This is a genomic window from Staphylococcus arlettae (assembly GCF_002902345.1).
GTDB classification, from domain to species: domain Bacteria; phylum Bacillota; class Bacilli; order Staphylococcales; family Staphylococcaceae; genus Staphylococcus; species Staphylococcus arlettae.
Map to the genome: position 1 here is coordinate 58,800 of NZ_PPQB01000005.1, position 12,290 is coordinate 71,089.

13 protein-coding genes and 1 riboswitch are annotated in these 12,290 nt (G+C 33.1%); of the genes, 8 read left to right on the top strand and 5 right to left on the bottom strand.

The window, feature by feature from the left end; genetic code table 11:
• The first annotated feature begins 879 nt into the window (after nt 1-879).
• The gene (gene menE, locus CD036_RS00485; RefSeq protein ID WP_103387793.1) at nt 880-2,262 is read left to right on the top strand and encodes an o-succinylbenzoate--CoA ligase; all 1,383 of its coding nucleotides are present in this window, start codon (nt 880-882) and stop codon (nt 2,260-2,262) included.
• 17 nt (nt 2,263-2,279) lie between these two features.
• Nucleotides 2,280-3,275 (top strand): o-succinylbenzoate synthase, encoded by a 996-nt coding sequence (gene menC / locus CD036_RS00490; protein WP_103387794.1) that lies wholly within the window; start codon nt 2,280-2,282, stop codon nt 3,273-3,275.
• Here the strand turns inward: menC and yidD are convergent.
• On the bottom strand, nt 3,272-3,505 hold the full coding sequence (gene yidD, locus CD036_RS00495) for a membrane protein insertion efficiency factor YidD (protein WP_021459078.1): 234 nt from the start codon (nt 3,503-3,505) through the stop codon (nt 3,272-3,274). The two genes, menC and yidD, sit on opposite strands and share 4 nt — an antisense overlap.
• Nucleotides 3,506-3,564: 59 nt before the next feature.
• On the opposite strand from yidD, the gene ytkD reads away from it, so the two are divergent.
• Both ytkD and CD036_RS00505 read left to right on the top strand, forming a co-directional pair.
• Nucleotides 3,565-4,038 (top strand): RNA deprotection pyrophosphohydrolase, encoded by a 474-nt coding sequence (ytkD, locus tag CD036_RS00500; RefSeq protein ID WP_021459079.1) that lies wholly within the window; start codon nt 3,565-3,567, stop codon nt 4,036-4,038.
• A complete protein-coding gene (locus tag CD036_RS00505; RefSeq protein ID WP_002509985.1) occupies nt 4,025-4,819 on the top strand; it encodes an alpha/beta hydrolase family protein in 795 nt (264 codons plus the stop codon). The genes ytkD and CD036_RS00505 overlap by 14 nt, the downstream gene beginning before the upstream one ends.
• 52 nt (nt 4,820-4,871) lie before the next feature.
• Here the strand turns inward: CD036_RS00505 and pckA are convergent, their stop codons facing one another.
• Nucleotides 4,872-6,467, bottom strand: coding sequence for a phosphoenolpyruvate carboxykinase (ATP) (pckA, locus tag CD036_RS00510; protein ID WP_021459822.1), 1,596 nt, complete (start codon nt 6,465-6,467; stop codon nt 4,872-4,874).
• A 153-nt stretch (nt 6,468-6,620) separates the two neighbouring features.
• Nucleotides 6,621-6,732: riboswitch (SAM riboswitch) on the top strand.
• Nucleotides 6,733-6,840: 108 nt separating this feature from the next.
• Here pckA and metK point away from each other — a divergent pair.
• The 3 genes from metK (at nt 6,841) to CD036_RS00525 (ending at nt 10,004) form a co-directional block, all read left to right on the top strand.
• Complete coding sequence (metK, locus tag CD036_RS00515) at nt 6,841-8,037, top strand: methionine adenosyltransferase (RefSeq protein WP_002510563.1); 1,197 nt, start codon at nt 6,841-6,843, stop codon at nt 8,035-8,037.
• A 92-nt stretch (nt 8,038-8,129) separates the two neighbouring features.
• The gene (locus CD036_RS00520; RefSeq protein ID WP_002510564.1) at nt 8,130-9,038 is read left to right on the top strand and encodes a nuclease-related domain-containing protein; all 909 of its coding nucleotides are present in this window, start codon (nt 8,130-8,132) and stop codon (nt 9,036-9,038) included.
• Nucleotides 9,039-9,167: 129 nt separating this feature from the next.
• Nucleotides 9,168-10,004, top strand: coding sequence for an aldo/keto reductase (locus CD036_RS00525; RefSeq protein ID WP_002510565.1), 837 nt, complete (start codon nt 9,168-9,170; stop codon nt 10,002-10,004).
• 53 nt (nt 10,005-10,057) lie between these two features.
• Here the strand turns inward: CD036_RS00525 and CD036_RS00530 are convergent, their stop codons facing one another.
• From CD036_RS00530 to CD036_RS00540, 3 genes are all read right to left on the bottom strand, one after another.
• Nucleotides 10,058-10,411: a fluoride efflux transporter FluC gene (locus CD036_RS00530; RefSeq protein WP_002510566.1), complete on the bottom strand. Its 354-nt coding sequence runs from the start codon at nt 10,409-10,411 to the stop codon at nt 10,058-10,060.
• Nucleotides 10,404-10,775, bottom strand: coding sequence for a fluoride efflux transporter CrcB (crcB, locus tag CD036_RS00535; RefSeq protein WP_021459821.1), 372 nt, complete (start codon nt 10,773-10,775; stop codon nt 10,404-10,406). Before crcB ends, CD036_RS00530 begins: the two co-directional genes overlap by 8 nt.
• A gap of 197 nt (nt 10,776-10,972) precedes the next feature.
• Nucleotides 10,973-11,278, bottom strand: a complete 306-nt coding sequence (locus CD036_RS00540) for a hypothetical protein (RefSeq protein ID WP_002510568.1) — start codon at nt 11,276-11,278, stop codon at nt 10,973-10,975.
• A 280-nt stretch (nt 11,279-11,558) separates the two neighbouring features.
• Between CD036_RS00540 and CD036_RS00545 the strand changes: the two genes are divergently transcribed.
• Entirely contained in the window at nt 11,559-12,272 is a 714-nt protein-coding gene (locus tag CD036_RS00545) for a transaldolase (protein WP_002510569.1), read from the top strand.
• Nucleotides 12,273-12,290: the final 18 nt, after the last annotated feature.

The following is a 12,290-nucleotide window of genomic DNA, read 5'->3' on the forward strand; positions in this document are numbered from 1 at the left end:
TAAAAATTTAATTAGTAATATAATTATTGTTGGTGATTCTATATACGTGAATATATACTTATGTTAGCTAATAATGAATTTGGAGAAATAGCATAAATAATTTCCAAATTAATAAACAACAGCACTTTTGATTTTTACTATATAGTTATCAATTTTTACTACATATTTTGAATGCACTATAGTTTATTATAGAAGTGCTATAATAAACTTGTGTGATAAATAAACACATAAAATTTTTCATAAAATATATTCCCTAATAAGATGGGAAGAGGTAAATTATGTGCAAATTATTTACTTCTTCCTATTTTTATTAGTTATAAACAAACAGTTTTTTTACTTAAATAGAGGCATTTTTTACTAATGGTTAAAATGAGCTATACATTAACAAAATATCATACTATATGTAATGAGGTACGGCACATACAGCTAGAATTAATAACATTTTATTTGTTATTAATACATCATCCACAGACGTGTTTTACCTCAAACACACTTGCTTTCTCCTAAACTATTTGTTTAATTAATATTCTTTTTGTTAGTTACAATCAGAGTGTAATGACTAACATAAGTATAGGTAGTGCATCCATATAAACTGCCTCACTCAATCATTTAACATAAACAAAAAGCGAATTTTGTGTAGAAAATTAGCCTGAGTTTTAAAATGTGCACACGACTTGATTCATTTCAGTCGTGTGCATTTTTGTGTTGTGAATGAAGAAGAAACTACGAAATGATAGGTATATGCAAAAGAGAGAAAATAGTTTAATTTGTCCTAGCTGTTTGTATGACGAAATTATTAGCAGTTAATGATAATTAAAATGTGTGCCAAAAAATAACTTCTTTCGTTATAATAGATAATATGAGATGGAGGAATGTGACGTGGAATTTTGGTTGAAACAACAAGCAAATCGTAATGGGGATGCGGTGTTTATAGACAATGGGAAGACAAAATTAACCTTTAACAGTTGCTATCAACGTGCAACACATCTTGCCTACAGTATTCATAATTTAAATCAAAAACGTGTAGGTATGTACATCGATAACAGTATAGAATCAATTATACTTATTCAAGCTGCTTGGCTCGCTGGGGTAGAAATTGCAATGTTGAATACACGTTTGACAGAAACAGAGATGCAAAATCAGATGCATTCAATCGATGTCGAAGTCATTTTGACAACTTCAGATTTAACTTTAGATGGCTTTGATATTTATACTTATGCGTATTTAATAACTTGTGCTGAAGAACAATCATATGAAGCACCTTTTGACATTAATCGTATTGCTTCAATTATGTTTACTTCTGGTACAACGGGTCCTCAAAAAGCAGTACCTCAAACATTTGCCAATCATTATGCTAGTGCTATAGGTTGTGAACAAAGTCTAGGTTTTGATGCCAATACAAAATGGTTGTCAGTGTTACCTATTTATCACATATCTGGTCTTAGTGTGATTTTGCGTGCATTAATTGCAGGATTCACTGTAAGAATAGAGCCAAAATTTAATACACAGCAAATATTGCACATCATTTCTGAAGAATCACCGACACATGTGTCATTAGTACCACAAACATTAAAATGGTTAATGGATGCGGGGTTAACTCAGCCATATAACATAGAAAAAATTTTACTCGGCGGTGCGAAGTTATCTGCTGCTTTAATCAACCAAGCATTGTCCAATAAGTTACCAATTTACAATTCATTTGGTATGACTGAAACTTGTTCACAATTTTTGACTGCTTCACCGACAATGTTGGAGCATCGTCCAGACACAGTTGGTAAACCTAGTGATAATGTACAAGTGAAAATTGTACGACCAGATAATAAAGGTCATGGAGAATTAGTGATCAAAGGTAATAACGTTATGGAAGGGTACTTATATCCTAATGAGTTGAACGCTATTGATGAACAAGGTTATTTTAATACTGGAGATATTGCTGAAATAGACGATGAAGGTTTTGTAATGGTATATGATCGGAGAAAAGATTTAATAATTAGTGGTGGGGAAAATATATATCCATTTGAAATTGAATCTGTGGCAAAAGCATGCAAAGATGTGGAAGATGCAATGTGTGTCGGTACGGGTGATGATATTTGGGGAGAAGTACCATATTTATATTATGTAGCTAAAGGTACTGTGAAAGAGTCACAATTACAAGACTATTTACAAAATCATTTAGCAAAATATAAAGTTCCAAAGTATTTAAAGCGCGTATCAGCGTTACCATACACCTCTACTGGAAAATTACAGCGTCAACATTTGTAAAATAGGAGTGACTTATGATGAAAATAGTAGATATGAAACTATATACTGTTGAGTTACCTTTTAAAGCGCCTATTGTGACGCCGAAAATTACACTGTCTACAAGACAAGCACTTATTTTAGAATTGGTTACTGATGATAATTCACACTATTTTGGGGAATGTAATGCGTTTGACACAGACTGGTATTTTGACGAAACGATCGAGGTAGTAAAACAGCAATTACAGCAATGGTTTGAGGCTAATAAGTATAAAGCATTTTCAACATTTGAAGATATCCAGCAGATGGTTATTTCGCTAGAAGCGTATCCAGCGACTCGTAGTACAATTATTATGGCAACATATCAAATGTTTTATAAGCTATATAATATTACTGTCGATTACGGTGCGACCGTTAGTGGGTTGACTGCAGAAAGATTACAACAACTTAGAGATACACAACCGAAAAGAGTAAAGGTGAAATGGTCTAATACAATAAAAGCTGATTTACAACATCTAATAGCTTTGGCACATAGGCCGAATCTCGTTATAGATGGGAATGAAAGTATTGCTAAAAATGATGCTGCGCGCTTAACGCAATTGTATGCTGATGATATCCTTTATATTGAAGAACCGTTTTATAATTTAACAACATTTAACCAAGTGCCGAATCTGCCATTAGCTATAGATGAAAAAGCTATATCAACTACAGCAATTTTAGATATTGTAAATAATTATAATGTTGAAGTAGTAGTTTTAAAACCATTCCGTTTAGGCGGATTGGACAGAGTGCTTTCACTTATTCAAAAACTTGAACAGTATAATGTTAAAACGGTCATCGGTGGCATGTATGAATATGGTTTGAGTCGCTACTTTACAGCAATGCTCGCTCAATATGCAACTTACCCGGGCGACATCACACCAGCAGGTTATTATTTTCAGCAAGATATTGTGAAGGATTCAGGTTTGTTAAATAATGGAAGACTGGAATTTAATCCTCCCGTTATAGATTTAACACAATTGACCCCAGTGCTTTAATGTTTTTTGTTTTTCTTTTTTAGAGGAACTGGATCGAATCCTCCTTTGTGTAACGGATGACATTTTAAAATTCTCTTAATGCCTAGCCAGCTGCCTTTGAATGCTCCATAAACTTCTATAGCTTCTTTTGTATAAGCTGAACAAGTTGGATAAAATCGGCATGTTGGTGGAGTAAGTGGTGAAATAAAATTTTGATATAGATAGATAACTCCTAAAAACAGTTTTTTCATATTATAGCCTCCAACGTATTTGTAAACATGATAATTTTAACATAAATAAGAGGTGTCAGATGAGTATAAAGTTTAAAGATAGAGATAATAATGATGTACTATTAAAGTTCAAAGAAGAAAATGATTTTGCTGATGCAACACACGTACTTACAATTCCTATTTATACAAATAAATTGTTGTTTACACAACATAAAAAACGCGGTATAGAGTTTCCAGGGGGCAAAGTGGAAGTAAATGAAACATCACAAGAAGCTGCTATTAGGGAATTGCATGAAGAAACAGGTGCCACAGTTAAGGAAATGCATTATATAGCGCAATACCATGTTGCTCGAAGTGACTTACCTAGTTTCAATAAAGATGTTTATGTTGTATTAGTTGATTTTATCGAAGAAAAAGAGGACTATTTAGAAACAACAGGACCTGTTTTATTTGCAACAATTGAAGAAATTCCTGACACTGATAAAAGCTTTTTGCTAAAAGATGATGCAATATTAAGTTGTGTAGATAGGATGATGAATCTTGGCTATTACTAAAACAAAGAAAATGCCTATAGATGTTCGCAATCACAGTGGTTATGAGATTACATATTTAGTGGATGATTTACAAGTTAAAGCGCTATTATTATTACCGTATCAGCGTGTTAAACGTATCGTAGTTTATTTACGTGGTGGTAAAGGTCAAGTAGGGAAGGTGAGAACAGGCAGATTACTGCAATTTGCCAATGCTGAAACGTTAGTAGTAGGCCCTTATTATCGAGGCAATAATGGTAGCGAGGGAAAAGACGATTTCTACGGTGAAGATTTAAAAGATGTGACGACCTTAGTGAAGCTATTACACACACAATATCCAGATGCAGCAATTCACATGATAGGATTTTCGCGTGGAGGATTACAGGGGCTCCTGACATACTATGACTTACCAGTATCCAGTTTTATAATTTGGGGTGGTGTGTCTGATATCAAACTAATGTATGAAGAGCGCGTGGATTTGAGAGGAATGTTGCGGCGTATGATTGGTCACCCTAAAAAACAAGCAGCTGCTTACCAGTTGCGTGATGCCATGCAATATATTACACCAACAAGCCCACCTATATTAATAGTCCATGGTGCACAAGATCACCAAGTAGGTATTCATCAAGCGTATTATTTAGCTCAAGCGTTGAACGATATCTCGTTAACTTACCGCACCGTATACCAACAACAAGAAGGGCATGTGCCAAGACCGTTTGCCTTGTCACCTGTTTTGAATCAGATACAACAGTGGATGTCAGATGTTGAACACCAAACGATTCAAGATGATTATGCAATAGAATAAATTACAAAGAGGCTGAGACAAATTACTTATGTCCCAGCCTCTTTTCATATTATTATAATTGTTTAAATCCGCCTTTGATTGCGAGTTCTTGTGCTTCAGTACCGAATTTTTCAAAATTCTCATTAAAGCGATTAATTAAGTCTTGTGCTTGCTCTTTATATGCAGCAGCATCGCTCCAAGCATTAATTGGGTTTAAAATTGTCTGTGGCACATCATCTACTTCAACAGGGATACTTAATCCGAAAGTATCGTCCTTCTTGAATTCAGCATCTTTCAATTGACCTGTGATAGCTTGATTTACCATTTGGCGTGTATAGTTTAGGCTAATTCTTCTACCTACACCATATTTACCACCAGTCCATCCAGTGTTAACTAAATACACATCTACTTCGTGCTCGTCGATAAGTTCACCTAAAATATCAGCGTATACAGTAGCATTGAGTGGTAAGAATGGAGAACCAAAGCATGTAGAGAATGATGGTTCAGGTTCAGTAACACCACGTTCTGTACCAGCTAATTTAGCTGTAAAACCACTTAAGAAATGATACATAGCTTGATCTTTTGTTAACTTAGCGATTGGTGGTAATACACCGAAAGCATCAGCAGTCAAAAAGATAATTGTATTTGGATGCGCTGCTTTTGATGGTTTAACAATATTATCTATGTGATCAATAGGGTAAGCAGCTCGAGTATTTTCGGTATAGTAATTGTCATCGAAATCAACATCTCCGTAATTATCAACAACTACATTTTCTAATACAGTACCATATTTTATAGCATCATATATTTGTGGTTCTTTTTTCTGTGATAGATTGATAGCTTTAGCATAGCAACCACCTTCGATATTAAAAATACCGTTTTCGTTCCAGCCATGCTCATCATCACCGATAAGTTTTCTTGTAGGGTCTGCTGACAATGTAGTTTTACCGGTACCTGATAAACCAAAGAATAACGCGACATCTCCTTTTTCACCAACATTTGCAGAACAGTGCATACTTAAAATGTCACTTTTTGGTAATAGGTAATTCATTACAGAAAAAATACCTTTTTTCATTTCACCGGCATATTCAGTGCCACCGATTAAAATGACTTTGTGTTTAAATGATGTAATAATAAATGTTTCAGAGTTTGTGCCATCGATGGTAGGATCAGCTTTGAACCTTGGTGCAGAAACGATTGTAAAATCTGCTTTAATGTCTTCTGCTTCTTCATTTGAGCTAGGTTTAATGAACATGTTTTGAGCAAATAAGTTATGCCATGCTAATTCATTAATTACCGTTAAGTTCAACTGTGAATCTTCATCGCTACCTGCATAACCATTAAAGATGTATAGCTCATCTTTTTCATCTAAATAATCTAATACTTTATCATATAAATTAAGGAAAGTTGTTTCATCAATGGGCTGATTGATTTCTCCCCAGTCGATATCATCTTTATATGATGGTTCAGAAACGATGAATTTATCTTTTGGTGATCGACCTGTATATTTACCTGTTCTTGCGTTTATTGCGCCTAGTTCTGTTAGTTCACCTTCATTATTATCAATGATTTTATAATTTAATTCTGTTGTTGATAATTGAAATAAGGAAGTGTTTTTTCTTAAAATGTTTTGTAGTTTATTAGTGTAAGTATACGTGTCTATCGCCATACTTAATCCCTCCATCGTTATTTTAATGTAAGCCCTTACAGTTAACGAGTATAACATAATTACATAATTAATCCATACCAATTTTCGATAAAATTTGAATAAAAGTTAAATTGACATAAGATGCCAGATTAGTTACTATATTAGTAACGGATTCTCTTATCCTGAGTGGCGGAGGGACATGGACCCAATGAAGCCCAGCAACCTCTTCTTAATTGAAGGAAGGTGCCAAACCGTTTGCAGACCTATATTGTCTGAACGATAAGAGCGAATGGACGTACAGAGCCTTCTCTCTATTTATATAGTGATGAAGGCTCTTTTTTATTAAGCTCAACAGATAGAGAATTTTCGTAATTTAAAGCTAAAGGAGCACATTATGACTTACAATAGAAGACTTTTTACTTCAGAATCTGTAACAGAGGGACATCCAGATAAAATTGCAGACCAAGTTTCTGACGCAATTTTGGATGAAATTTTAAAGGATGACCCAAATGCAAGAGTGGCATGTGAAACAACAGTAACAACAGGAATGGCACTTATTTCAGGAGAAATATCTACATCTACTTACGTCGATATTCCGAAAGTTGTCAGAGAAACAATAAAAGAAATTGGCTATACTCGTGCAAAATTTGGTTATGATAGTCAAACAATGGCTGTTTTAACAGCAATAGATGAACAATCATCAGATATAGCACAAGGTGTAGATACTGCATTAGAGTATCGTAATGATATTTCGGAAGAAGAAATAGAAGCAACTGGAGCAGGTGACCAAGGCTTAATGTTTGGTTATGCTACGAATGAAACGGATACATATATGCCGTTACCAATTTTTTTATCACACCAACTTGCAAAACGCTTATCAGATGTTAGAAAAGACAAAATACTTGATTACTTAAGACCAGATGGAAAAGTACAAGTAACAGTGGAATATGATGAGCAAGATGAACCAAAACGTATAGACACAATTGTCTTATCAACACAACATGCAGAAGATGTTGAATTAACACAAATTGAACAAGATATTAAACAGCATGTAATTGAACCAACTGTACCGACAGCATTATTAGATGCAGAGACTAAATTTTATATTAACCCAACAGGTCGTTTCGTAATTGGAGGGCCACAAGGTGATGCTGGATTAACTGGCCGTAAAATTATTGTTGATACGTATGGTGGTTATGCACGACATGGTGGGGGATGCTTTAGTGGTAAGGATCCAACCAAAGTAGATAGATCTGCTGCATATGCTGCTAGATATGTTGCTAAAAATATTGTTGCTGCTGAATTAGCTGACAAATGTGAAGTTCAATTGGCATATGCTATTGGTGTAGCTGAACCTGTATCTATCGCAATTGATACTTTTGGAACAGGTAAAGTAGGCGAAGCACAATTAGTTGAAGCAGTAAGAAATCATTTCGACTTACGTCCGGCAGGCATAATCAAAATGTTAGATTTAAAACAACCAATCTATAAACAAACAGCAGCTTATGGTCATTTTGGTAGAACAGATGTATTGTTACCATGGGAAAAACTGGATAAAGTTAATTTATTGAAAGATTCGGTACAAGCATAATAACAATTTCAAAAATATGTGAGTTTTCCGTCGAATGATAAACAGTTTTCTATTATAATGTAAGTATTGAAGAAAAAAGGAGCGAAATTGTTATGAATTCATTTGGACCAATTGAAATTGGTTTGATTGTAGCTGTGATCGTAGCAGTCATTTGCTTGATATTATTTTTAGTTACACTTAAAAGTAAGAAGAAAGCACAACAAAAAGCAGAAGAGCATTATCAAAAAAAAGAAAAGCAATTACAGGATTCTTATGCTGAGGAATTAGAAAAAGAAAGAATTGAAAATAAGAAAACTGTAACTAAACAAAAGGAAGATTACGATCACACTGTAAACTCCAAAAATCGTGAAATTGATGCGTTAAAACTTTTCTCGAAAAATCATAGTGAATATGTCACTGATATGAGGTTGATTGGTATTCGTGAGCGTTTGGTGAATGAAAAACGTATTCGACCAGAAGACATGCATATTATGGCAAATATCTTTTTACCTCGAAATGAGTTTAGTGATGTGCAACGTATTAGCCATTTAGTTTTAACACGAACAGGACTTTATATTATTGATTCACAATTATTAAAAGGTCATGTATATAATGGTATAAGCGGTGCTCAGTTTGAAGAAACGCCAATGATGTCACAAGTATTTGATACATTAGACTTAGATAAGAAGGATCCTCAAGTATTAGTGTTGGATCAAAATGACGATACACAGTCATTATCAGTAGTTAATTATTCTAATCATTTGGAAGCTGTTGAAAAGTTAGCTGGTGACTTACAAAATGAATTGAATTTAAAATATACACCAACAACAATTTTATATTTCAATCCTAAAAATGATGGTGGGGTTACTATTTCTAACTTTGCGCAAACTGCTAATAGTAAAGTATTAGTTGGACCAGAACAACTTGATGAGTACTTTAATAAATTTGTTTTCCACGGTAGAATTCAATATAATGTTGAAGATTTACAGCAAGTTATGGATAAAATTGAATCATTTAATTAATATACAAAACTGAGCGTCAAAATAATAGACGCTCAGTTTTTGTATATTTTACACTTTTAAGCATAATCTTTTGTTATTTTTAGTAATTTTTATATGATTAGACTATCTTAAGTTGGAAGGGGTATTAATTTGGAAACAGTAGAATTTTATAATGGTAATAAAATGCCAGTAGTTGGTTTAGGTACATTCCGTGTTGAAAATAATGATGATTGTAAAGAGGCTGTAAAACATGCCATCATTAATGGTTATCGAAGCATCGATACTGCAATGATTTATGATAACGAATCAAAAGTTGGAGAAGGTATTGCAGAAGGCTTAGCTGAAGCTGGAATTGCAAGAAACGAATTATTTATTACATCTAAATTGTGGTTAGCTGACTACGGTCGTGAAAATGTTCAAGCAGCATACGAAACAAGTTTGAAAAAACTTGGATTAGATTACTTAGATTTATATTTAATGCATTGGCCAGGGTTAGATGAAGCTGTAATGATTGATACTTGGCAAGGTATGGAAGATTTATATAAAGATGACAAAGTTAAAAATATTGGTGTAAGTAACTTTACTGTTAGTCATTTAGAAGCTTTATTAGCACAAGTATCTATCAAACCTGTAATTAACCAAGTTGAGTTTCATCCGTACTTAGTACAAGATGAACTTCGCCGTTATTTAGAAGTTCAAAATATAGTGGCTGAATCTTGGTCACCATTAATGAATGCTCAAATTTTGGATGATGAAGTAGTAAAAGCTGTGGCAGAAGAAGTAGGCAAAACTCCTGCACAAGTCATCATTCGTTGGAATATAGAAAATAATGTCGTTGTTATCCCTAAATCAATTACACCATCAAGAATTGATGAAAACTTAGATGTATTTAACTTTAGTTTAACAACTGCCCAAATTGAAAAATTAAATGCTTTAAATGAAGATAAACGTATTGGTCCTAATCCGGATGAGTTTAGTGGGCAATAAACTGATAATAAAATCCCTAGTGTAGGTAATTACACTAGGGATTTTTTCATTTTTTAACTAATAGTATAGCCTATAAGACAAGCTATAAAAGCACCAAGATATTGCAATACAGAATATAAAGTGAAATGAAACAAATTTCTTTCTTTGTCAATAAATTGTACAAGTTCTGATGCTAAAGTCGAAAAAGTCGTTAAGCCACCCAAAAATCCAACAGTGGTTAGTGATAATATTAAGTTATCTGACGTCTGATTCATAATAATTCCAATTAGCAAGCTCCCGACAAGATTGACGAATAAAGTAGCAATAGGTATACGGGATACAAAGTGACGATTACAATAATTTGTAATGGCACCTCTAACTACTGCACCCAAGCCTCCTCCAAACATAATACATAATAAATTAAGCATTTAACCAACTCCCAATTTTGACACCTAAGTAGCAACATAAAATGCCTAATACATAACTTATAATAGCGTATATAAATAAATGAACGATCGCTTGATGATTAAGCATAGTAACTAATTCAAATTGAAAGGTCGAAAATGTTGTTAAGGCACCTAAAAATCCAGTAGTAACAGCTTTTTTTAAGTGTGGATTATTTCGAAAATAATTTAACGATAGTACACCTAATAATCCCATTAACGTAGCACCTGTTAAATTTGCTAGTAAAGTGCCGATAGGAAATGCTGTCGAATTGTTATTAAACAAAGATAATCCATAGCGTAACGCCGCACCAAACGCGCCGCCTATAAAAATATATAAATACTGCATAGTATATTACCTTCCTAACATAAAAAATAGAGCGAGAAAGAACCCAAACAAATTACACTTGGAATTCGTATACCCGCTCTCACGATGTGACATGTTTACTTCTTCATTTTATTATGGATGTATACATGTTACTTAATTTGTGTTGATTTAATGTGAAATATACATTTATGTAGTCTTACTTACACAATTATAATTAATTAAAAAATGATGCCAAAAGTAGCAAGTGAAGATAAAATATGTATAATAATCACGATTAATAAGATGAATGGTAGTAGCTTGCTTGCTTTTTTAACCCAATCCGTGCGTTCTTTTGAATGCTTGATTGATTTATCTGAAAGAATAATAGCAGCAATTAAAATTATTGCGTTAATAAAGCTACAGACAAAAATTAATTTAATCATAGAATCAAATATCTGATCTAGCAAAGGGTTGTAAGTATTGAAACAAAAACTTACTAATATTAATAGCCCAGATAAATAAAAATAAAGTTTTGAGCGTGCCATATTTACCTCCTATAGCGTATCATTTGATAATAATAACACACTTTTACAAAAAGTTAATAGTATTAGTGATTTCTCTGTAATACATACTCATACTATAGTTGAGTAATTATAAATTGTAGGTATAAGAATGGAATTAATATGTTTTAAATAATGAAATTATATAAAGTATAGGCAAAAAATTAGAAATTTTATGGCAATGGTGGTATAAATGAAATGTATGGTTTAATAGCTTTAAGACAATTCGAAGAGAATTGTTTATATTAGTCAGGAGGAATATGTAATGACAAAATTAAATGTTGAAGTGTTTGCAGATGGTGCAGATATTGAACAAATGAAAGCTGCTTATAAAAATAAAGAGGTTGATGGTTTTACTACTAACCCAAGTCTAATGGCCAAAGCAGGCGTAACGGATTATAAAGCTTTCGCAGAAGAAGTTGTACGTGAAATTCCTGATGCTTCTATTTCTTTTGAAGTATTCGGTGACGATTTAGAAACGATGGAAAAAGAAGCTGAAATCTTAAAACAATATGGTGACAATGTTTTTGTTAAAATTCCTATTGTTAATACTAAAGGTGAAACAACAATTCCTTTAATTAAAAAATTATCAGCTGATAATGTACGTTTAAACATTACTGCTGTTTATACTTTAGATCAAGTTAAAGAAATTACTGATGCTGTAACAGAAGGTGTGCCAACATATATCTCTGTATTTGCTGGACGTATCGCTGATACTGGCGTAGATCCAGTACCAATGGTTAAAGAATCAGTTGAAATTGCACATAGTAAAGCAGGCGTTAAATTATTATGGGCAAGTTGTAGAGAAGTAATTAACGTAATTCAAGCAGATGAATTAGGTGCAGATATTATTACTTGTCCTGCAGACGTTGTTAAAAAAGTAAATACTAATTTAGGCAGAGATATCGAAGAACTGTCAGTTGATACAGTTCAAGGTTTCGCTAAAGATATTCAATCATCTGGCTTATCTATTTTATAATGAAATAGATTGAGTCCG